Source organism: Celeribacter arenosi (assembly GCF_039539485.1).
GTDB lineage: Bacteria > Pseudomonadota > Alphaproteobacteria > Rhodobacterales > Rhodobacteraceae > Celeribacter > Celeribacter arenosi.
This window is the reverse complement of record NZ_BAABDF010000007.1, coordinates 1,210,578-1,232,628: the sequence shown is the minus strand read 5'-3', so window position 1 is coordinate 1,232,628 and position 22,051 is coordinate 1,210,578. Positions and strand designations below refer to the sequence as shown.

General features: G+C 57.5%; 21 protein-coding genes and 1 tRNA gene. 7 read left to right on the top strand and 15 right to left on the bottom strand.

Annotated elements, in window-relative coordinates:
- Positions 1-19: 19 nt before the first annotated feature.
- The 4 genes from gluQRS to gyrA all read right to left on the bottom strand — a co-directional run bounded on the left by gluQRS (position 20) and on the right by gyrA (position 6,107).
- On the bottom strand, positions 20-871 hold the full coding sequence (gene gluQRS, locus ABD815_RS13650) for a tRNA glutamyl-Q(34) synthetase GluQRS (protein ID WP_344847923.1): 852 nt from the start codon (positions 869-871) through the stop codon (positions 20-22).
- Positions 859-2,214, bottom strand: coding sequence for a methylenetetrahydrofolate--tRNA-(uracil(54)-C(5))-methyltransferase (FADH(2)-oxidizing) TrmFO (trmFO, locus tag ABD815_RS13645; protein ID WP_344847922.1), 1,356 nt, complete (start codon positions 2,212-2,214; stop codon positions 859-861). The genes gluQRS and trmFO overlap by 13 nt, the downstream gene beginning before the upstream one ends.
- A gap of 91 nt (positions 2,215-2,305) precedes the next feature.
- The gene (locus ABD815_RS13640) at positions 2,306-3,217 is read right to left on the bottom strand and encodes a hypothetical protein (protein WP_344847921.1); all 912 of its coding nucleotides are present in this window, start codon (positions 3,215-3,217) and stop codon (positions 2,306-2,308) included.
- Between the two features lie 145 nt (positions 3,218-3,362).
- On the bottom strand, positions 3,363-6,107 hold the full coding sequence (gene gyrA, locus ABD815_RS13635) for a DNA gyrase subunit A (protein ID WP_344847920.1): 2,745 nt from the start codon (positions 6,105-6,107) through the stop codon (positions 3,363-3,365).
- A 244-nt stretch (positions 6,108-6,351) separates the two neighbouring features.
- On the opposite strand from gyrA, the gene ABD815_RS13630 reads away from it, so the two are divergent.
- Positions 6,352-6,615, top strand: a complete 264-nt coding sequence (locus ABD815_RS13630; protein WP_344847919.1) for an usg protein — start codon at positions 6,352-6,354, stop codon at positions 6,613-6,615.
- 45 nt (positions 6,616-6,660) lie between these two features.
- Here ABD815_RS13630 and ABD815_RS13625 read toward each other — a convergent pair whose 3' ends face one another.
- Complete coding sequence (locus tag ABD815_RS13625; protein ID WP_344847918.1) at positions 6,661-7,137, bottom strand: disulfide bond formation protein B; 477 nt, start codon at positions 7,135-7,137, stop codon at positions 6,661-6,663.
- Positions 7,134-7,712, bottom strand: coding sequence for a YqaA family protein (locus ABD815_RS13620; RefSeq protein ID WP_344847917.1), 579 nt, complete (start codon positions 7,710-7,712; stop codon positions 7,134-7,136). Before ABD815_RS13620 ends, ABD815_RS13625 begins: the two co-directional genes overlap by 4 nt.
- Positions 7,713-7,849: 137 nt before the next feature.
- Between ABD815_RS13620 and ypfJ the strand changes: the two genes are divergently transcribed.
- From ypfJ to ABD815_RS13605, 3 genes are all read left to right on the top strand, one after another.
- The gene (ypfJ, locus tag ABD815_RS13615; protein WP_344847916.1) at positions 7,850-8,698 is read left to right on the top strand and encodes a KPN_02809 family neutral zinc metallopeptidase; all 849 of its coding nucleotides are present in this window, start codon (positions 7,850-7,852) and stop codon (positions 8,696-8,698) included.
- 140 nt (positions 8,699-8,838) lie between these two features.
- Positions 8,839-8,925, top strand: a tRNA-Leu gene (locus tag ABD815_RS13610).
- A gap of 479 nt (positions 8,926-9,404) precedes the next feature.
- Positions 9,405-10,919, top strand: a complete 1,515-nt coding sequence (locus ABD815_RS13605; protein WP_344847915.1) for a Hint domain-containing protein — start codon at positions 9,405-9,407, stop codon at positions 10,917-10,919.
- 25 nt (positions 10,920-10,944) lie between these two features.
- Here the strand turns inward: ABD815_RS13605 and ABD815_RS13600 are convergent, their stop codons facing one another.
- The 7 genes from ABD815_RS13600 to ABD815_RS13570 form a co-directional block, all read right to left on the bottom strand.
- Entirely contained in the window at positions 10,945-11,520 is a 576-nt protein-coding gene (locus tag ABD815_RS13600; protein WP_344847914.1) for a nucleotidyltransferase family protein, read from the bottom strand.
- Between the two features lie 4 nt (positions 11,521-11,524).
- Entirely contained in the window at positions 11,525-12,823 is a 1,299-nt protein-coding gene (locus ABD815_RS13595) for a branched-chain amino acid ABC transporter permease (protein ID WP_344847913.1), read from the bottom strand.
- Positions 12,820-13,833 (bottom strand): branched-chain amino acid ABC transporter permease, encoded by a 1,014-nt coding sequence (locus tag ABD815_RS13590; RefSeq protein WP_344847912.1) that lies wholly within the window; start codon positions 13,831-13,833, stop codon positions 12,820-12,822. Before ABD815_RS13590 ends, ABD815_RS13595 begins: the two co-directional genes overlap by 4 nt.
- A complete protein-coding gene (locus ABD815_RS13585) occupies positions 13,830-14,252 on the bottom strand; it encodes a hypothetical protein (RefSeq protein WP_344847911.1) in 423 nt (140 codons plus the stop codon). Before ABD815_RS13585 ends, ABD815_RS13590 begins: the two co-directional genes overlap by 4 nt.
- 3 nt (positions 14,253-14,255) lie before the next feature.
- Positions 14,256-14,963, bottom strand: a complete 708-nt coding sequence (locus ABD815_RS13580; RefSeq protein ID WP_344847910.1) for an ABC transporter ATP-binding protein — start codon at positions 14,961-14,963, stop codon at positions 14,256-14,258.
- Complete coding sequence (locus tag ABD815_RS13575; RefSeq protein ID WP_344847908.1) at positions 14,960-15,748, bottom strand: ABC transporter ATP-binding protein; 789 nt, start codon at positions 15,746-15,748, stop codon at positions 14,960-14,962. The genes ABD815_RS13580 and ABD815_RS13575 overlap by 4 nt, the downstream gene beginning before the upstream one ends.
- Before the next feature lie 115 nt (positions 15,749-15,863).
- A complete protein-coding gene (locus ABD815_RS13570; protein WP_344847907.1) occupies positions 15,864-17,048 on the bottom strand; it encodes an ABC transporter substrate-binding protein in 1,185 nt (394 codons plus the stop codon).
- A gap of 444 nt (positions 17,049-17,492) precedes the next feature.
- On the opposite strand from ABD815_RS13570, the gene ABD815_RS13565 reads away from it, so the two are divergent.
- Positions 17,493-18,863 carry a class II 3-deoxy-7-phosphoheptulonate synthase gene (locus ABD815_RS13565; protein ID WP_344847905.1) on the top strand — a complete coding sequence of 457 codons (1,371 nt, stop codon included), beginning with the start codon at positions 17,493-17,495 and terminating at the stop codon, positions 18,861-18,863.
- Between the two features lie 86 nt (positions 18,864-18,949).
- On the opposite strand, the gene ABD815_RS13560 is transcribed toward ABD815_RS13565, so the two are convergent.
- Positions 18,950-19,657 carry a PAS domain-containing protein gene (locus ABD815_RS13560; protein ID WP_344847903.1) on the bottom strand — a complete coding sequence of 236 codons (708 nt, stop codon included), beginning with the start codon at positions 19,655-19,657 and terminating at the stop codon, positions 18,950-18,952.
- Positions 19,658-20,340: 683 nt separating this feature from the next.
- Between ABD815_RS13560 and gmk the strand changes: the two genes are divergently transcribed.
- Positions 20,341-20,991: a guanylate kinase gene (gene gmk, locus ABD815_RS13555; RefSeq protein ID WP_344847901.1), complete on the top strand. Its 651-nt coding sequence runs from the start codon at positions 20,341-20,343 to the stop codon at positions 20,989-20,991.
- Positions 20,988-21,515, top strand: a complete 528-nt coding sequence (locus tag ABD815_RS13550) for a gamma carbonic anhydrase family protein (RefSeq protein ID WP_344847899.1) — start codon at positions 20,988-20,990, stop codon at positions 21,513-21,515. The genes gmk and ABD815_RS13550 overlap by 4 nt, the downstream gene beginning before the upstream one ends.
- 12 nt (positions 21,516-21,527) lie before the next feature.
- Here ABD815_RS13550 and ABD815_RS13545 read toward each other — a convergent pair whose 3' ends face one another.
- A complete protein-coding gene (locus tag ABD815_RS13545; RefSeq protein WP_344847897.1) occupies positions 21,528-21,956 on the bottom strand; it encodes a hypothetical protein in 429 nt (142 codons plus the stop codon).
- Between the last annotated feature and the right edge of the window lie 95 nt (positions 21,957-22,051).

The window sequence follows — 22,051 nt, the reverse complement described above, 5'->3', positions numbered from 1 at the left end:
GCTCTCGCTCCCGAAGGGGTCAGGCGAGGCCGACCATTTCCCTGATATCTGCCGGCGTTTTGCCCATGTCACGGTAGGTCGATAGCGCCCGCGCATCGTCACGTTTCGCGAGTCGTTTACCTGCCTCGTCGCGGATCAGGGTGTGGTGGTAATAGGCCGCTGTCGGGAACCCCATGAGAGTTTGAAGCAGGACGTGGATCGGCGTGGCTGGTGCAAGGTCCTCTCCGCGCACAACATGTGTAATCGCCTGTGCGGCATCATCGACGACCACAGAGAGGTGATAGGATGTGCCCATATCCCTCCGTGCGAGCACGACATCACCTATAGACGTGATTAGCTCACTGGAGGGGATGGAATGGTGTCCGCAATCGGGGCCGGCTTCATCCCATTCAACATGCGAAATCTCCTGTGTTGCCTTTGCGATGTCGAGCCGGAGGGCAACATCATACGGTCTGGGGCCCGTTGGAGGCTGCGTGGGGCGACAGGTTCCGGGATAGATGATGCCATCGGGCCCTTGCAGGGGGGCACCCTCCTGTGGAGCGCTGGCCGCCGCAGAAATATCGCGGCGGTTGCACGAGCAGGGGTAGAGCAGCCCCTTTTCCCAAAGCAAATCCAGAGCCCGACTGTAGGCCGCCAGGTTGTCCGATTGGCGCAGAACCGGTGTTTCCCACGTCAGCCCGAGCCACGCGAGATCATTGTAAATCTGCGCTTCCCATTGGGGCCGCGCACGCGATTGGTCAATGTCCTCGATCCGTAGGAGGAAACGACCGTTCATCGATTGTGCGAGGCGAAATGCGGTCAGAGCCGAGAAGGCATGACCCAAGTGCAGTGGACCCGTCGGTGACGGCGCAAAGCGGGTTATGCATTGCATGAGGATTGCGCCTCAAGCCATTGATTAAAGTCTACTTTGGCGCGGACTGTGTAGCCTTTGTAACGCTCTTTTCGCCCTTTTCGGCCACCGCGCAATCCTTCGAGCGGCGGGAAGAGGCCGAAGTTCACGTTCATCGGCTGGAACGTCTTGGCATCCGCACCGCCGGTGATGTGGTTGATCAGGGCACCCATCGCCGTTGTGAACGGTGGGGGCGCGAGGTCGCGGCCCATGATTGTGTGGGCAGCCATGCGTCCGGCAAGGAGCCCCATCGCCGCGCTTTCAACGTAGCCTTCCACACCGGTGACCTGACCGGCAAAGCGGATGTTCGGTTTGGAGCGTAGGCGCATATGATCATCGAGAAGTGTTGGCGAGTTGAGGAAGGTATTGCGGTGGATGCCACCGAGGCGCGCGAAAGACGCATCCTGAAGTCCGGGAATCATCTTGAAAACAGCGGTTTGTGCGCCGTACTTCATCTTTGTTTGAAAGCCGACGATGTTGTAAAGTGTGCCGAGTTTGTTGTCGCGGCGCAGTTGAACGACAGCATATGGTTTGTCGTCCGGTCGATGTTCGTTGGTCAGGCCAATCGGTTTCATCGGGCCGAACCGCAGGGTTTCGCGACCGCGTTCGGCCATGACTTCGATGGGCAAGCAACCATCAAAGTATCCGGCAGTTTCGCCTTCGTGGAACTCGGTTTTGTCGGCGGCGAGCAGGGCATCGATAAAGGCTTCGTACTGGTCCTTACTCATCGGGCAGTTGAGGTAGGCTTTTTGCTCATCCTCGGTTTCGCCTTTGTCGTAGCGCGACTGCATCCATGCGACCGACATATCAATGCTCTCGGCATAGACGATGGGCGCAATGGCATCGAAAAACGCGAGGCGATCGGTGCCGGTTTCGCGCGCGATCGCTTCGCCCAAGGCGGGCGACGTCAGGGGGCCGGTCGCGAAAATCCATTCGCCCTCATCGGGAAGTTCGGTGACTTCTTCGTAGGAGGTTTCGATATTGGGGTGGCTTTTGAGGGCCGCAGTCACGTGTTCTGCGAAGGGTTCGCGGTCCACAGCCAAGGCGCCACCCGCAGGAAGTTTGTGACGATCCGCCGAGGCCATGATCAGGCCCTTGGACGCACGCATCTCCCAATGAAGAAGGCCCACGGCGTTTTGTTCGTCATCATCCGAGCGGAACGAGTTCGAGCAAACCATTTCGCCAAAATTGCCGGTTTGGTGGGCAAAGGTGCCGACTTTGGGGCGCATTTCATGGAGAACCACGCGAACGCCGAGGTTCGCGGCCTGCCAGGCGGCTTCGGATCCGGCCATTCCGCCGCCAACGATGTGCAATTCTTTTGTCATGCGGGGGATGTAGCTTGTCCGCGCGCCAAGGGAAAGAGGGCACGCAAAAGGGCGGCACATGCGCCGCCCTCAGGTTACCATTTTGTCCGGATCAAAAGCTGATCGCGTTGGTGAACAGGTTGCCGGAAATTTTCGAAAAGCTGTCTTCCGCGCGTTTGACGACCCGACGGCTATCATAGGTGTCAAGCCGCATGGCGATCCCCACGACAGTCGCATTGTCGCCGGAATGCGGGCGAGCCTGGCCGATGCGGGCTTCGATGGATGCGTTGGGGGCGACTTCGTAGCCAAGGCCCAGAGCCACGAAAGTGACCGGGTCTTCTTCGAAGTAGCGGGCAAGGTTGGCTTTGGCGGAAATTTTGGGCGACAGATCATAGCTCATGTCGATGCCGGCCAATTTGTCACCTTCGTCCAGATCCAAGTACCCGATCGTGCCGGTGAAGGGTCCGCGATCAACGTCCAGAATGAAACCGTATTGCGTATCGACGGGATCATCGTCGTCCAGATTGCGCCAGTATCCGTAGGCGTCGACATTGTCGGTGATCGGCAGGGCGGCCGCGATGGTGTAGATACGGTCGCCACTCGAATTGGTCATGAATTCGAAACCATATTCGCCGTAGAGAAGGTTGGTTTGCGCACCCAGACCCCACAGGGTCTCACTGTCACTAAATTCATCGTCAAAGGATGCATTGATGATGCTCGCACGGGCGTAGACATCCGAAATTCCGGCAATAGATGTCCCGATCACGAGAGAAGAGGTGCTAATCTCGGCAGTCTCTTCAAACGGACCTGCGGTGAACTTTTGACGCACAAGGCCTGCGTTGAGTTCGCCGAACAGAGATCCATGCACAAATGACGCTTTGCCCGCAATGCTGAAGACATTTTCGGTGACCCCGTCACTGCTCGCTTGTGTCAGCGTTGCTTCGACCGCTGTTTTGGAGAACTCCAGAGCAACAGCTGGTGTAGTGAACAGGGCGACCGAGGCAGCGGTCAAAAGATAACGCATGGCAAATACTCTTCCGGGCAGGATTACAGATGAAACATCTTGATTCTGTTGGTCATATAGTCACAAAAGCGTCGTTTTACGTAGCGGTAGCCAGCCTCTTGCAGGCGTCCTGTGGCCGCGCGGCCACAGGATTCGCTGCTGGTTCTTAAACGTCCTCGTCAGGTTCGTCGTCCTCGCGTTCCGCAATCCACGCGACAGAGACGACTTCCTCACCTTTTCCGGTGTCAAACACCTTCACGCCACCCGCAGAGCGCGACCGGAACGATATGCCGTTGACCGGACAGCGGATGGATTGGCCTTTGGAGGTGGCAAGCATGATCTGATCATCGAGGCCGACGGGGAAGGACGCCACAAGAGCCCCACCGCGCATCGCTTTGTCCATGGCCGTCACGCCTTGGCCACCGCGGCCGCGCACCGGATAGCCATGGCTCGACGATAGTTTGCCTGTGCCACCTTTGGAGATGGTCACAATGAGTTCTTCTGCGTCGCGCATTTCCTCGAAACGTTCGATCGAGATATCGCCTGGAACGGCGTCTTCGTCGTCATCGGTTCCATCAACCTCGTCCGCGCCAGCCATCTGGCGACGCATTTTGAGGTAAGCGGCCCGCTCGGACGGCTCGGAGTCAAAATGGCGGATCACGGACATCGACACGACTTCGTCGCCTTCATTCACCAGTTTGATCCCGCGAACACCGGTGGAAGAGCGCGAGTTGAACACCCGCACGTCGGTGACAGGGAAACGGATCGCACGACCCGAAGAGGTCACGAGCATGACGTCGTCGTTTTCGTCACAGATGCGCGCGTTGATGAGGCGGGTGCCTTCATCGTCGCCTTCAAACTTCATCGCGATTTTGCCGTTCGACTTCACATTGGTGAAATCCGACAGGCGGTTGCGGCGCACAGAACCCTTGGACGTCGCAAAGATCACCTGCAGATCGTCCCAATCAATCTCGGCCCTGTCCACAGGCATGATCGCCGCGATGCCGACGCCGGTGGGGATCGGGAGAATGTTGACGATGGGCTTACCCTTCGCCGTGCGCCCACCAAGTGGCAGGCGATAGGTTTTGAGTTTGTAGGCCATGCCGTCGTCGGTGAAGAACAACAGCTGGGTGTGAGTATTCGCCACAAAGAGCGTGGTGATAACGTCTTCGTCCTTGGTGGCCATCCCCGACAGGCCTTTGCCGCCGCGTTTCTGGGCGCGGTAGTCGGCAAGTGGTGTGCGTTTGGCCCAACCGGAGGCGGTGATGGTGACCACCATGTCCTCTTTTTCGATCAGGTCCTCATCGTCCATATCGCCGGACCAATCCACGATCTCTGTGCGACGGGGAACTGCAAAAAGGTCTTTTACCTCTTTGAGTTCATTGGAGATAATTTCCATGATGCGCGCGCGCGAAGACAGGATGTCGAGGTAGTCTTTGATTTTCGCCGCGAGTTCCTGCAACTCGTCCGTGACTTCCTTTACGCCGATCTGTGTGAGGCGCTGAAGGCGGAGTTCGAGAATGGCGCGTGCCTGAACTTCCGACAGGTTGTAGGTGCCGTCTTCGTTCACCGTGTGGCTCGGATCGTCGACTAGTTTGATGTATCCGGCGATATCGGCAGCCGGCCAGCGGCGCGTCATGAGCTTTTCACGCGCTTCGGCGGCATCTGCGGAGGAGCGGATCGTGGCGACAACTTCGTCCACGTTTGTGACCGCTACGGCCAGACCACAGAGGATATGCGCGCGGTCGCGGGCCTTGTTGAGTTCAAAGGCGGTGCGACGGCTTACAACTTCCTCACGGAAGGTGATGAAATGTTCAAGGAATTCGCGCAGCGTGAGCTGTTCGGGTTTTCCGCCGTTGAGCGCCAGCATGTTACAGCCAAAAGACGTCTGCATCGGTGTAAAGCGGTAGAGTTGGTTCAGAACCACTTCAGGTGTCGCGTCGCGTTTCAGTTCCACAACGACGCGGACGCCATCACGGTCACTTTCGTCCTGAACGTGCGAAATGCCTTCGATCTTTTTCTCGCGAACCTGCTCGGCGATCTTTTCGATCATCGACGCCTTGTTCACCTGATAGGGAATGTCATCGACCACGATGGCGTAGCGATCCTTGCGGATCTCTTCGACACGGGTTTTGGCGCGGATAATGACAGAACCGCGGCCTTCCAGGTAGGCTTTGCGTGCGCCGGCCCGACCGAGGATCATCGCACCGGTGGGAAAGTCCGGGGCCGGGATGATTTCCATCAACCGTTCGGTCGAGGTGTCAGGGTCATCGATCAGTGTGAGGGTCGCATCGATGACTTCGCCGAGGTTGTGGGGCGGGATGTTTGTGGCCATGCCGACCGCGATACCGCCAGCGCCGTTGACCAGCATGTTGGGGTAACGGGCGGGCAGGACTGTGGGTTCGCTGTCCTTACCGTCGTAGTTCAACGCAAAATCGACAGTGTCCTTGTCGATATCTGCCAAAAGGAAGGAGGCGGATTTCGCCATCCGCACCTCGGTATAGCGCATGGCCGCGGCCTGATCGCCGTCCATCGAGCCAAAGTTGCCTTGTCCGTCGAGCAGGGGTAGCGACATCGAAAACGGCTGCGCCATCCGCACCAAGGCGTCGTAGATCGCGCTGTCGCCGTGGGGGTGGTATTTACCCATAGTGTCACCGACGGGGCGCGCGGATTTCAGGTAGGATTTGTCGTGCGTGTTGCCCATTTTGTGCATGGCAAACAGAATGCGCCGGTGCACAGGTTTCAGGCCGTCACGCAGGTCCGGAATTGCACGCGAAACAATCACGCTCATCGCATAGTCGAGGTAGGAGGATTTCATCTCCTCTGTGATGGAGATCTTCGGTCCATCCCAAGCCATCGGTACGCGCTTGATTTCTTCTGGGTTTTCAGGGGTTTCGGGTGTGTCGCTCACGTTGTCCGCCTGTTCTTGTCCGCCGCCGCTCTGGCGTGCTGTATCTTGTTGTCAGGCAGTCTACCTCATACGGGATATGGGGTGCAATGGTGGATCGGGGTAGGCATTGGCAGCCACGATGCTCAATTGATAACATACTGTTTTTATTGACAGTTAACGAATTTGGCGCAGGCTGTACGCAGGGGAGGCTCGTATCTGGCGAAAAGCCGGTCACCAATTAGGAGAAACGTATATGCAAAAGGACATGAGCGAGACGGAGCTGATGCTCACAGGATACGGCCTGACTTTGGCCGAATTTACCTATCGACTGCCTGATTTTCAAAGCGTCCTGAACACCTACACGTGGCAGGATTACGATCTCGCGCCTGATTATCCCCGCCTATTCAAATTCATCGAGTTCTGGCAGGAGAATATCGAAGGTCCCTTGCATCACGTGCGCTTCACCCATCGCAAACTCATCTCTCCGGGTGAATGGCGCAACTGTGTGGGTGAATTCACCGTTCACTAGGCCGGTCAGATAGGGCGGTTGGTGTCACTTGGCCAAGATTTCAGATCAGGCCGATTTGCGCCATGCCATGATCCACAGGACCGCAAAACCCGCGGAAAAGAGGAAGTTGTAGGACGCCATCGACAGGCCAAACAGTTGCCACACGACGTCATCACACATGACGATCGCTTCGGCACCCGCAGAGGGCAACAACGCGTCGCCTGCCAAACTGCCTAGGTTCGATCCCGAGGAGGTACATGAGGTCGGGCCTTCCCACCAATCGCGCTCCACGCCCGTGTGGTAGAGACCGAGACCGGATGTGATTGCCGCTGCGATCGCGCCCAATGGCAAAAGCCAGTGTTTGCGCCACATCACGAAGAGGGCGCCGATCAAGATGGCGGCGGCATGGGGCCATCTTTGCCACAGGCACATTGCGCAGGGGGCGAAACCGATCGCTTGGAACAGGAACGCGCCGAGCAGCAGAGCGAGGGAGCCACTTGTGGCCAGCAGGGCGAGGTTCAGGCGCGAGAGTTTATCGATCATAGGTATTTCACGGCCACAAAGCCGCCCACCAAAAGGATTATGAATGCGGTAAAGACGAGACCGAGCCGTCGTTCGATGAAATCACGGATCGGGTCACCAAATTTCCAAAGCAGCGCCGCGACCACAAAGAAACGGAATGCGCGCGCCACGAGGGACGCCACGGCAAAGACCGGCAAGGAAAGCGACGTCGCACCTGAGAGTATGGTGATGACTTTGTAGGGAAATGGCGTCACGCCCGCGATCAGGACCGCCCATGCGCCCCATTCATTGTATTTCACCGCGAATTCGTCGAAATATGCATCCTTGCCGTAGAATTCGAGGACCGGACGGCCAATGGTTTCAAAGGCGCCGTAGCCGATCCAATATCCAAGAAATCCGCCGAGGACAGAAGAGATCGTCGCGACGGAGGCAATGAGAAAAGCGGATTTCGGGCGCGCCACGATCAGCGGGATCATCAGGATGTCTGGCGGGATCGGAAAGACCGAGCTTTCAATAAAGGCGACAAACGCGAGGGCCCAAAGGGCGCGCGGGTGTTCGGCCAAAGACATTGTCCACTGGTAGAGTCGCCTGATCATGTTCCGACCTTCTTTTGGTTGGCCCTATAGGCCCCAATGCCTGCAAGCGGGTCAAGCCGATAGGCGCTCTTTTTCGCTTGGGTTTGCACCGGTTGCCGCTATTGTGAAGCCGATTTTTTTACCTGGGAGGCCGAAGCATGAAGTGGCAGGGTCGGCGCGGTTCGCGCAACATTGAAGACCGCAGACGGATGTCCGGCGGGGCGCGCGCGGGGGGAATCGGCGGGCTCGGTTTGGTCGCTGTCGTTGTTATCGGGCTATTTTTGGGTGTGGATGTCTCTCCCTTCCTGCAAGGGGCAGGTGGCGTTCAACAAGGGGGGTCTTCGACGATCACCGCGGCCGACGAGGAGCGGGCGCAGTTCGTCTCCGTGGTGCTCGCTGACACCGAAGAAATCTGGACCGACATTTTTGCCCGTCAGGTAGGACAGCCCTACGATCCAGCGACGCTGGTTCTGTTCAAAGGCGTCACACAGAGTCCCTGTGGCGGTGCATCCGGTGCCACCGGACCGTTTTACTGCCCGGGCGATCAAAAGGCCTACCTCGATACGGATTTCTTTGTGACCATGCAGCGCAAACTGGGCGCGGGCGGCGATTTCGCGGCGGCCTATGTGGTTGCCCATGAGATCGCGCATCACGTGCAGAACGAGTTGGGTATCCTAGGTCAGGCAAACCAGATACGGGCGCAAACCAGCGAGGCGCAGTCGAATGCAATTTCCGTGCGCATCGAGCTTCAGGCAGATTGCTACTCAGGCATTTGGGCACGCCATGTCGGTGACCGGTTTGGCGCCTTGGAGCAAGGTGATATCGCCGAGGCGATGAATGCCGCGCGCCAGATCGGGGATGATACGCTGCAAAGCAATGCCGGTCGGGTCCCGCAGCCCCATACCTTTACCCACGGGACGTCGCAGCAGCGCCAGACGTGGTTCGCAACAGGGTATGAAAGCGGTGATATCCGCGCCTGTGACACCTTCTCTGCCAACGCTCTGTAAAGGGTATTCCGGACCATCGAATTTGGATCGCGTCGGGGCAGGGCGATGGATCAACTGGCGTAAATTGTGACGATAAATCAGGTGAAATGATAATCCCACTTTACGCCGCCTGCGCGAGCGGCTAAACCGCCGCAACCTTAGCCCGTGTGGTGGAATTGGTAGACACAGGGGATTCAAAATCCCCCGCTGTAACAGGCTTGCCGGTTCGAGTCCGGCCACGGGTACCACCTAATCTCATCTGCACAAAACGCGCAGAATGCGCGGTGATTGTCAGGCAAATCCGATGATTCTCTCAATCGTCGCATGACGTTGGGTCAATTCGCCTCTCCATCCAGACATTGTGGATATTCAGGAAACGCCTGCCATCTCTCCGGGGCAGCGGGCACTTTTTTTCGTCACAATTTGTGCCCAGGGTAAACGCGGGGATTTTGTCTACATCGCAGATCAATTCCTCCAGCGATCTCAAACTGTTCCTGACATGGAAACAAAAAACTGTTCGCGGATCGGGATTGTCCAGATTTTGCCACAATTGCCGAATCCCGTCCTGAGACGCCTGCAAAACGTGGCACAAATGTGACTTGGACGCTTGGGCGACAACGTATAAATCAAATGGACCAAAGCGGTGTGACCGGGCGGGGGGCTCGGTCGTTGTAAGATTGTGAGTAACCGCCTTTGTCAGGGCGCATTTTTTTAGACGGGTTCGAGTATGGCTACGTTCAACGGCGATAGTTCCGACAACACAATTAACGGTACCCAATCCGCAGACACGATCTACGGAAATGGCGGCAACGACACGCTCGACGGGCATGGTGGCGATGACACCATTCACGGCGGAAGCGGTAACGACAAGATCTATGGCGGCTCCGGGAACGACAGGCTGTACGGCGACGATGGCGCGGACGACATCTATGGTGAGTCGGGAAACGACGTCATTTACGGCGGCGAAGACGATGATGCGATCTACGGTGGTGACGGGGTAGACACCATCTATGGCGATGGCGGAAACGACTTTATCGATGGCGGTGCCGATACCGACACCATCAATGGTGGCGAAGGCAATGACACCATCTCCGGGGGCGATGGAAACGATGTCCTCTACGGTGATGGTGGCAGTGATGTGATCAATGGCGATGGTGGCAACGACACTCTTTACGGTGGCGAAGGCGACGACACGATAACGGGCGGTGACGGCGCCGACACCATTTACGGTGACAACGGCAACGACATCATTGACGCCGGAGCGGGCAACGACACGGTCTACGGCGGCGCCGGTAATGACACGATCACAGCCGGTGACGGATACGACAATATCTACGGCGGTGATGGGAACGACATCATCTACGGGGGCGGCGAAAATGATTATCTGCGCGGCGAAAATGATGCCGACACATTTATCATCAATACGCTCGGTGCGACGACGTCCTACAACGTCACCGTCGATGGCGGCTCCGGCGGTGTCGACGATGATAAATTGGATTTACGGTGGCTGATCCAGAACGGATTTGATGTTACCCATCAGGTTTTGAACCCTGAAAACAATGGTCAGGCCGGATTCAATGGTCAGGTGACGCTGACCCATGCGGTGTCTGGCGAACAGGTCAACGTCAACTTCCACGATATCGAAAAACTGGTCATTTGTTTCACGCCAGGCACGGCTATTGCGACCCCCAAAGGCGAATTGCCGGTCGAGATGCTGCGTGTGGGTGACAAAGTCTTCACGCGGGACAACGGCGCGCAAGAGATTAAGTGGGTCGGGCGTCGCAATCTGTCGGCACGCGAACTAGAGCGTCAAAAATCACTGATGCCGGTGTTGATCGAGAAGGGGGCTCTCGGGGACGGGTTGCCGGAGCGTGATCTGATGGTGTCCCCGCAGCATCGCATCCTTCTGACCTCTGAACGGGCGGCACTGTTTTTTGACGAAAGCGAAGTCATCACCCCTGCGAAGCATCTCGTCGGGCTGCCGGGTATCTCGCGCGTCAAACCGTTGGAGACCTCATACATCCATTTCCTGTGCGATAATCATGAGATCGTGCTGTCGAACGGATCATGGTCGGAAAGCTTCCAGCCGGGTGCAAATTCTATCGGTGGGCTTCAGGATGATGCGCGCGACGAATTGTTCCGTTTGTTTCCCGAGTTGGCAACGCAATCGGGTCTCAAAGGCTATGGTGCAGCGCGTCGGTCTTTGAAGAAACACGAAACCCAGATTCTCGTAAGTGCCTGACGTCACATCCGACGATGTGCAGTGACTAGAGCCTGTGCCAGTCCTGCGGTGTGTCAACGTCCCACGTCGCAGCATTGGATGGCAGCGTAAGGCGTTTGATTGCCTGACGTGAGACCACGTCGCGCGCGCCGTGATCGCCAGATATCTGTGCAATCTCAGGCAGGATAGAGGCCGGGATAATAACGGGGTGACCGTCCTGGAGGTCTTCGGAAGTGGCCCGCACGATCCATTGGCCATCGAAGGTTTTGAACAGATCAACGAGCTGGCTCACGTGGTCCGCGGTGACAAAGGGCATGTCGGCCAGCATCACCAAAAGCCCGTTATAACCGTGCGCCCTCTGTGCGAGGGCTTTGAGCGTATCCGAAAAATCGGTCCCCTCGACGTGCACGATTTGTGCAGCCTCGCCGACCGCCTCGCGGCGAGCGGGTTCATAGGGGGAGCCAAGTGGGGGAAGCGCGACAAGGGTGTCCATGCCCCGCACGGCGCTCAAGGTCCGTGCGAGAAGTGGTTCGGGGGCTTGCAGGTTTGGCGGGGTGGATAGTTTATCGAACCCCATGCGAGACGACTTGCCCGCCGCGCATATCCCCGCCAAAATCCGCATGCATTTACCTCTCCGGCAATAGCCCTCTCGGGCTGAACCTCAGGACCAACAACAAGATTAGTCCCATGGTCAGGTTTCTCATATAGGCGACCCTGCTGAGCAGGCCCTCCTTGATCGGGTGACCATCATCCAAACCGATCGTCACTACATCAATGAGCCATGCGCCGATTGGTTCCACTTCGACCCAAAGAAACCAGATCAACATGCCACCGAGAACCGCGCCCCAGTTGTTGCCCGATCCGCCCACGATCACCATTACCCAGATCAGGAAAGTGAAGCGGAGCGGTTGGTAGGAGCCGGGGGTCAGCTGACCGTCGAGCGTGGTCATCATCGCACCTGCAAGGCCACAGATGGCGGCCCCGAGGACGAAGATTTGCAGATGGCGGCCGGTGACATCTTTGCCCATGGCCTCTGCGGAGACTTCGTTGTCGCGGATGGCGCGCATCATGCGACCCCAAGGGCTGTTGAGCGCGAGTTGCATCAGCGTCACGAGGATGATGATCACGGCGCCAAAGAGCGCGGCATAGAGGAGTTTGACCACAACGGAGGAGGCAGTGACCGGATCGGCGCCAATGCTTTCCATCCACGACAGGAAAACCGGATTGGTCTGAAGGTCGATTTCATAGGGCACGGGGCGGGGCAGGCCGTTGACGTTTTTCACGCCACGGGTGAGCCAGCCTTCGTTTTTCAGCGCCGCCACAATGATTTCCGCAATTCCGAGCGTCGCAATAGCGAGGTAGTCCGAGCGCAGACCAAGAGCGGTCTTCGCAATGATCCAGCCTGCACCTGCCGCAAACAACGCGCCGACTGGCCAGGACAGCAGCACGGGCAAACCTGCACCGCCAAGATAGCCGGTAACGGATGGGTCAATCGCCTCGATCGCTTCAACGGCATCATCGAAAAGCCAGCGGAAGAGGAAGAACCCCGCGACGATCCACGCCGCCACGATTAGGCCACGCAGGCGTCCCTTTGGCAGGCGCGGATAGGCGACGACGGCAGCGGCAATCGCAAAGACGCCGATGGCCAAAGCAAACAGGACCTTCATGCCGCCGGCTTCCCATGCGGGGCCGACAGGGGAGACGGATGTGAGAACCACGGCAAGGCCGCCGAGGGCGACAAAGCCCATGACCCCGACGTTGAACAGACCCGCATAGCCCCACTGGAGGTTCACGCCGAGTGCCATGATGGCGGAAATCAATCCGAAGTTAAGAATGAACAGGGCTGTGTTCCATGACTGGATCAGGCCGACGCCGATAATCAGCAGCGCCATCAGAGCGAAATAGAGAGGTGTACGACCCGTCATACCGATTTCCCCTTGAAGAGACCCGTGGGCTTAAACAGCAACACGATAATGAGAATGGCGAAGGAAACGGCGAATTTGTAATCCGTCGACAGCAGCTGGACCAGACCATCCGGGCTCCACCCTTCGGGACCGATGTAGCCCACCACTTTCTTGAACGCGTAGGTGAGTGTGACCTCGGAAAAAGCCACAACAAAACCACCCGCAATCGCGCCGATCGGGCTGCCCAATCCACCGACAATTGCGGAGGCGAAGATCGGGAGGAGAAGGTGGACGTAGACGATGGGCTGGAACTTTTTGTCGAGGCCATAGAGCGTTCCCGCCACGGCGGCGAGCGCGGCCACGATCAGCCATGTGACCATCACGACCCGCTCAGGGTTGATGCCCGAGAGCAGGGCGAGATCTTCGTTGTCCGAATAGGCGCGCATGCTTTTGCCCGTCCGTGTCCGGTTCAGGAACCAGAACAGGATGGCGACCACGATGACAGCGGTGATCACGGTGAGGGCCTGCGTGGTACGGATGGCGAGGCCTTCACTCAGGCCGGACCAAGCCTTGAACTCGGGCGCGGTGAAGAGAAAGCGTTCGCCATCCGCAAACTGGCGGTCATCGGTGCCCACGAACATGCGTGTGAGGCCGTTCAGGATGAACATGACGCCCATCGACACAATCACCAACATAACCGGCGCGGCTTTCACGCGGCGGTAGAATTTATAGACGACCCTGTCCGTGGCCAGCACGAGGGCGGCTGTCGCGAGAATTGCGAAGGGAAGCGCGAGCAGGGCGGTTGGCAGGGGGCCGAGAGACAGCCCCGCCGATTGAAACAGCCCCGTTAGAAGCACCGATACCATCGCGCCGAAGGCCATGGTTTCCCCATGCGCAAAATTCGAGAACCGCAGGATGCCGTAAATCAATGTCACGCCGAGCGCGCCAAGTGCCAGCTGCGCGCCATAGGCGGTCGCGGGCACCAGAACGTAGTTTGAAAACGCCACAAAGGCGTTGAGGAGGTCCGTCATTGTTCTGTCACCTCACAGGAACCTTCGTAGTAGAGCGCCATATCTTCCTGACGCATGTGGATCGAATAGCGTGCGCGTCCGTCGGCTATTGTCATCAGACGCTGAGTTGCGTCCCCGTTGAACGCAACGAAACCGGTCAGCGGGGCGCCGGGAGTGCCATCGGTGATGGGCGCGGCTTTGAAGTCGCCGGACAAGTCACTGACGAAGACCGTGAATGGGTCCATCTCAGCCGCTTCAGGGGTCGCTCGGTAGTCAACCGACATTGCATAATCGGTGGCCTCGCAGGCCTCGGTGTCGATGCATTCGGTCGTGAATGTGCACGACAGTTGTTGCAGGCTCTGGACCTCATCCGCGGCACTCGCGGGGAACGCTGCGCAGACTAGGGCAAGGGCCGACATGGTCGTTTTATATGTCGCCATACCTCAGCCCCCCAAGAACGTGCGGCGCACGTCCGGATCGTCCAAAAGCGCCTGTCCGGTATCCGTATAGGCGTTGCGTCCTTGCACGAGGACATAGCCTTTGTCCGCGATTTCAAGAGCTTGGCGCGCGTTCTGTTCAACCATCAGGATCGAGATGCCGGATCTGGCAACCTCGATGATGCGGTCGAATAACTCGCCCATCACGATGGGAGAAACGCCTGCTGTAGGCTCGTCGAGCATCAGGAGTTTCGGTCGCGTCATCAGCGCACGTCCAACTGCGACCTGTTGACGTTGTCCGCCAGATAGTTCGCCCGCGTTCTGGTGACGTTTCTCGCGCACGGCCGGAAACAACTCGTAGACCTGTTCCATGGTCTCGGCGATTTCCGCATCGGTGCGGGTAAACGCGCCCATTTCCAAATTCTCTTCGACGGACATGGTCGGGAAAATGTTGTGGGTCTGCGGGACAAAGCCCATGCCTTTGTGGACACGTTCCTGAGGCGACAGTGCGGTGATGTCGTCGCCATCAATCGTCACGGTCCCTTTGCGCAGGTTCAACATGCCGAATACCGCCTTCATCGCGGTGGATTTGCCAGCACCGTTCGGGCCGACGATCACGGCAATCTCGCCGCGTTCCACCGTGATCGAACAGTCGTGCAGAATATCCGCCCCACCGTAGCCGCCGGTCATATGGGTGGCTGAAAGGAAACTCATTGCGCGGTCTCCTTTTTGGGTTTGTTTTTCAAACCGGTGCCCAAATAGGCCTCGATCACCTGTTCGTTCTTCATGATTTCGCTGGCACCGCCTTCGGCGAGGACTTTGCCCTCTGCCATGACAATCACCGGATCGCAGAGCTGTTTGATGAAATCCATGTCGTGTTCGATCATGCAGAAGGTGTACCCGCGCTCTTCGTTCAGGCGTTTGATCGCATCGCCAATGGTGTAGAGCAGGGTGCGGTTCACACCTGCGCCGACCTCGTCGAGGAAGACCATTTTCGCGTCGACCATCATGGTACGGCCAAGTTCGAGCAGCTTCTTTTGACCGCCCGAAATATTGCCGGCTTTCTCGTCGGCGATATGTGTAATCGTAAGGAATTCAAGAACTTCGTCGGCTTTCTTCGCCAAAGCGCGTTCTTCGAGGGCAATCTGTTTGCGCCCGAACCATGCGTTCCAAAGCGTCTCACCGGATTGGTCCGAGGGGACCATCATCAGGTTTTCGCGAACGGTCATGGTGGAAAACTCATGCGCAATCTGGAAGGTGCGCAATAGACCCATATGAAACAGTTCATGTGGTTTAAGGCCGGTGATGTCCGTGCCGTCGAACATAACCTGTCCGCTGGTTGGGGTAAGAACCCCTGCGATACAGTTGAAAAGCGACGTTTTTCCCGCCCCGTTCGGTCCGATCAACCCTGTGATCGATCCCTTTTCGATGGTCAGGCTTGCCCCGTCCACCGCGCGGAAACCGCCGAAATGCATGTGCAAATCACGCACTTCGATCATAGCTTCACCCCTTTTTGTCCCGCCACGTACCCAAACTTAGGGGGCGGCCATTTTTTGTCGTTGAAAATGCAGACCGGCGCGACGAATGCCGCGCCGGTTACAATGTGTTTAAAGCTTAGCGGTAGCCAACCGTGGTGATCTTGCCGTCTTTGACAACGATTTCACGGTAGGAACCAGCGGCTTCACCGGGCTCGATCAACTCGACTGCCGAACCACCGACGTAGTCGACGTCACCGCCGGCTGCGAGAATTTCCAGAGCTTTGCCGATTTCACCGGGCATGATCAGCTCGCCAGGGGCGTTTGCGACCGAGTAGACGAAGTCTTTGTAGACCTGCGGATCGGTGGAACCTGCGGCCTGCATGGCGAGAACCATCAATGCGCCTGCGTCATAGGATTCAGGTGCGTAGGGTGCGGTGCCGTTGTAGCCATTGGCTTCACCGATTGCGACGAGCATTTCGCCACCTTCGCTGTCGGAACCGGGAACCTGACCGGTGGAACCTTCGATTTCCGCACCAAAACGGTCTTCGATCGTTTGACCGATCATCGCGTCCGGGAGGTGGAATTTATCGAATGCGCCGGTGTCGAGAGCTGCGCGAATGATACCCGGGCCGCCTTGGTCGAGGTAGCCGACAACCACGAGGACGTCACCGCCAGCGGATGCGAGGGATCCAACTTCCGAAGAGTAGTCGGCCTTGCCGTCTTCGTGCGCGATGTTGATCGTCACTTCACCGCCCATGGCCTCGAAGGAGCCTTGGAACGCATCAGCCAGACCTTTGCCGTAGTCGTTGTTGGTGTAGGTCACGGCAACGGATTTGATGCCTTTTTCGAGCAGCGATTCCGACATCACCTGACCTTGACGCGCGTCAGATGGGGATGCGCGGAAGAACAGGCCGTTGTCTTCGATGGTGGTGAGGGCTGGCGAAGTTGCCGACGGGGAAATCATGACCATGCCGTTTGGCACAGCAACGTTTTGGAGTGCCGCAATCGTGGCGCCGGAACAAAGCGCACCGATGATGCCGGAAACGCCATCAGCGGTAATAAAGCGTTCGGCCACAGCTGTGGAGACAGCGGCGTCGATGCAGGTACTGTCGCCCTGGATGACGTCGATTGTGGTGCCATCAAGGAAAAGGCCGGATGCGGACGCTTCCATGAGTGCGGTTTTGGCACCAGCGAACATGTCGGGTGCGAGAGATTCGGCAGGGCCGGTAAAGCCCAGCATGACGCCGATCTTGATTTCTTCAGCAATGGCAGCGCCGGAGACGAGTGTCGCAGCCGTGGTAGCCAGAAGCAGCTTTTTCATTATTTTTAACTCCCTGTTTGGATCGTATCCTGGCGCGCAGCCTAGACGCGCGTTTTCGGATTGAAAAGAGAGGCCATCGGGAGAAAGTTCTCCCAGAACGCCCGAAACGTTAAAAAAACGGCATGTGACCTTAGGGCAGGCGGTCTGGTATGCGCGTTGGTTGTGGCAAATGGTTGAACTCGCGCGCGCGAGAGCCGGGGCAAATGCCCTGTGTATCCGACCCGGGGTTTGCGGATTCGCGGCCGGTCAATTGCATGTCCGGGCGCACCTTTGTCTGCGCGATGTCGGCGCGATGCCTTATATACGGGTCAAAATGGCGCCAGAGTTGGCCCATTTCCAAAGCGCAGGTGATAAGTTTTGGGTTTTCTATATGTCCTCTGCCGCCTATAACCCGCCAATTAACCCCGCCTGCGGGGTGGCATGTATCAGGACCGGAGAGAGATCATGACGGAGTGGGTAAAATCAAGCTGGCGCAACAAGCCACGGGTGCAAATGCCCGATTATACGGACGAGGTGGCTCTGAATGCCGCCGAGACGCAGCTTGCAAAATATCCGCCGCTGGTTTTTGCCGGTGAAGTCCGCACGTTGAAGTCGCAGCTGGCCAAAGCGTCCCGCGGCGAAGCCTTCCTGTTGCAGGGCGGCGATTGCGCCGAGAGTTTTTCCGAGTTTGGGGCTGACACCATCCGTGACACGTTCAAGGTCATGTTGCAGATGGCGATGGTGTTGACGTTCGGTGCCAAGGTTCCCGTGATCAAGGTTGGTCGCATGGCCGGTCAATTCGCCAAACCGCGTTCTGCTCCCTCTGAAGTTGTGGGTGGCGTGGAGCTTCCGTCCTACCGTGGTGATATCATCAACGGATTTGAATTCACGCCGGAAGCTCGGATTCCCGATCCGAACCGGATGCTGCAGGCCTATACCCAAGCGGCGGCGTCCCTGAACCTGCTGCGCGCCTTTTCCAAAGGCGGCTTTGCCGATGTTCACCGGGTTCACGCTTGGACATTGGGGTTCACCGAGGCGGATGAGGCGGAAAAATACCGCGATATGGCCAACCGTATTCAGGATACGCTCGACTTTATGTCGGCGGCAGGCATGACCGCGGCAAGCAATTCCGATCTGGCCACAGTTGATTTCTACACCTCTCATGAGGCGCTGCTCCTCGAATATGAAGAGGCGCTGACACGGGTCGATAGCACCTCGGGTGCAACAATTGCGGGCTCTGGTCACATGATCTGGATCGGCGACCGGACCCGTCAGCCTGACGGTGCCCATGTCGAATACTGTCGTGGTGTCGCAAACCCGATTGGTTTGAAATGCGGCCCGACTACGACGGCAGAGGACCTCAAAGTTCTTATGGCAAAGCTGAACCCCCAAAACGAAGCGGGGCGTCTGACGCTCATCGCGCGTTTCGGTGCGGGTAAAGTTGGTGATCACCTGCCACGTTTGATTGAAACTGTGCGCAGCGAAGGAGCAAACGTCGTTTGGTCCTGCGACCCGATGCATGGCAACGTTATCAAATCGTCGACCGGCTATAAAACCCGTCCCTTTGACTCGATCTTGTCGGAAGTTCAGGACTTTTTCGCCATTCACCGTGCCGAAGGCACAATCCCGGGTGGCGTGCATTTCGAAATGACCGGCAAAGACGTGACCGAATGCACCGGTGGTCTTCATGCGCTGTCGGACGAGGATCTGTCCGATCGCTATCACACGGCCTGTGACCCCCGCCTTAACGCCAGCCAATCGTTGGAATTGGCATTCCTCGTGGCGGAAGAGCTGCAGAAAACCCGCGAAGGCGGGGCGATGGCGGCGAGCGCCTAAGACCTCTTACGAGAATTGAAAAGGGCCGGACGTGTTGTCCGGCCTTTTTTGTCGCACGCTGTCGCCGTGTTCGCAGGCGCTGGTGATCAATCGTCGTTGTCGGAAATCAACCGGAGCACTGGTTTGCTCACAGGGCGATCCGGACGCACGATGTGGCCTGTCGATTTCGGCGAAAAGGCTTTGTGGGATTCTGCAAACCCTGCGGCCACCGGATCGGGACGGGCGGGTTTTGTATCTTCGCTCGGGTCCAGAAGAAGGTTGCGCACAGTACAATCTACTACATCAAACCGGCGTGGTTGGCGGCCAATTCCGCCTTTGGTCTGCAGGCAGCCAAGGACACGGTTCACGTCGCCGAGATCGGATTTCAACGGGCAGAGCAAAAGCTGACCGTCCATCGCGCCGCGGCCAATTCCACGTTCGGCACGAATGTTGATTGTAGTGACCTGAGGCGTGTCAAAGACCGCCTCCAGCGCCGCGCCAACTTCTGCGCGGGCCTCGGGGACAAACATCGCCGTTAGGGGCATTCCGCGGACTTCCATGCCCATCAGATCCGTCAAATGCATGCCCGACAGACGAAAACGCGCCACGCCCGGTGCGATACGTTCCAGAATGAATGCATATTCCAGCGCGTTTTGCATGCCGCGCGGGTCGATATCGGCACGTGCGGGAACGACGCGGCCATTGCGCAGACCGTCCCAATAGGCTTCCACAGTTTTAAGTGCAGGAAACAGCATGTCTTGTTTACGGGGCAGGAGGGATACGACGTTGGATCCGCTCATATATTCAATCTTCATGGCCTGAACCTCTGTCCTTGCACTTCTTTACCACGAGGTGGCGGTAAAGTCGCGCACTCTCGATATCCGCATGCCGAATTGGCACGAATTTGCCGTTGGCATTTGTCGTCCCGTTGCCCCCAACGTCGACAGGCACCAATATGCCACGAGTTCGCCCAAATTTGTAAGATTTCCTAACAGATGGTTAACGCGCGCAGGTCTCAGGCTTGGGTTTGACCTTCGATGCTGTGATGCCCGCATTTCTGGGTGCCCTTTAAGGTGCTAAAATCCTTTAATAAAACCACTCAGAGGGCAGATTGGTCGGGAGCGACCACACTCTATTCGAGCGGCGTTAGCCGGTCGGGGGCACTCATCTTATGGGGTATTAAAAGCGACTCAAACCGCTTTTAGTTGTGGTGGAATCAGAGGGTCCGCCATCGGGTTGGCCACATTCTCGACAAAATTCACGTCAATTCACCATGCAATTGAGGCAGGCAAATGAGGCCGACAAAAGTCCTCCGCACGTGGCGTGGCGCGTGAATCTTTGTGAGTAGAAGGAGCATAGCAGGAACATCGGGGCGGTTTCGCGGCGAATAGGCATACCGTGGGGCCAAACCCAATGGCGGTTCCATTGATGTCCACAGGGTTCTATACGAAGGAAACGATCCGACAGGGCGCATGCGCCCGCCAATATGGAGCCAACCATGTCCGCAGACCGCCGTGGCCTTCTCATCATTCTCTCTTCGCCTTCGGGTGCTGGTAAAACCACACTCGCGCGGCGACTGATGGAATGGGATGAATCGCTCTCCTTCTCAGTTTCCGCCACGACGCGTGCCCCGAGGGCAGGGGAAGAAGATGGTGTCCACTATCATTTCACCGATGAGGCCGGATTTAAGGGAATGGTGAGCGCGGGTGAGATGCTCGAGCACGCGCTGGTGTTCGGGAACTACTATGGGTCTCCCTCGGGTCCGGTGCGCGATGCGATCGAAGAGGGCCGGGATGTGTTGTTCGACGTTGACTGGCAAGGTGCCCAGCAAATCGCGAACTCCTCTTTGCAGGACCACGTTCTGTCGATTTTCGTGCTGCCACCCTCCATTGCCGAACTGCGCCGCCGTCTTATTAGCCGTGGTCAAGACAGTGACGAGATCATTGCAGGCCGGATGAAGAAGAGCTGGGATGAGATTAGCCATTGGGATGGCTACGACTATGTGCTCGTCAATGACGATCTCGACACAAGTTTCGAGCGGCTCAAGACCATCGTATCGGCCGAAAGACTGCGCCTGAAGCAACAGCCCGGCCTGACGGATTTTGTGCGTGGGCTTCAGGCCGAATTCAATGATGAGGAACAGTCATGACTCTCTACACGCTTGAGGATCACGCACCTGTGCTGCCTGAAAACGGGGATTATTGGGTGGCACCGGATGCCAATGTGATTGGCAAAGTCATCTTGGGCGCGGGAACGTCGATCTGGTTCGGCGCGACGTTGCGTGGGGATAACGAGGCGATTGTCGTCGGTGACGGGACAAACATTCAGGAAAACTGCGTGTTGCACACCGACATGGGTTACCCGCTAACGATTGGTCAGGGATGCACTGTGGGGCATAAGGCGATGCTGCACGGCTGTAGCATCGGGGAAAACAGCCTCATCGGTATGGGCGCCACGGTGTTGAATGGTGCCGTAATCGGATCGAACTGTCTGATCGGGGCAGGGGCGTTGATCACGGAAGGCAAGGTCATCCCCGACGGTAGCCTCGTGATGGGCGCTCCGGGAAAACCGGTCCGCATGCTCACTGAACAACAGATTGCGGGCCTCAAGGCCTCCGCGCGCCACTATCAGGAAAACGCGCGGCGGTTTCGCGATGGGTTACAACCGATCTAGTGACATTACAGATCAGTGAAGGACCTGCGGCTCCGTGGGTTCGCAGGACGGTGGGTCGTAGGACACAACCGCTGCATCGAGGCTCGGGAAACTTTGTTTGATTTCGCGGGAGACAATTTGCGGGCGGGGCAGGCATTCGCCAAACACACGAAATGCGCCACTAAATTCGCTTTCCGTCAAAAGCCGCGCGAGATCGAAGCAGTCAAACCCGTCGCAAAACAGGGGGCCGACAACGACTTCGGGTGAAATCGCGCGCAGAATCTCGCGTGACAGGTCGGAAAACTCTGCAAAGAATACACTCGTCTGCTCTGGAAAATGTTGCTTTAACACCGACAGATGTGCGGCGTCACCGACAACAATGATCAACCCGGTGCTACCGTCCTGAGCATCGCCGCGCCGAACGGCGCTATCGGCAAGCAAAATATCAAGTGGTCTTCCCATTGACGCAATTTCTCCGAATTGGGGTGCGACGTAGTATCTAGCAAACGTCTAAAGGTTGGTTCCTGCAAGACCTTTTTCTATTTCAGGTTGCATTT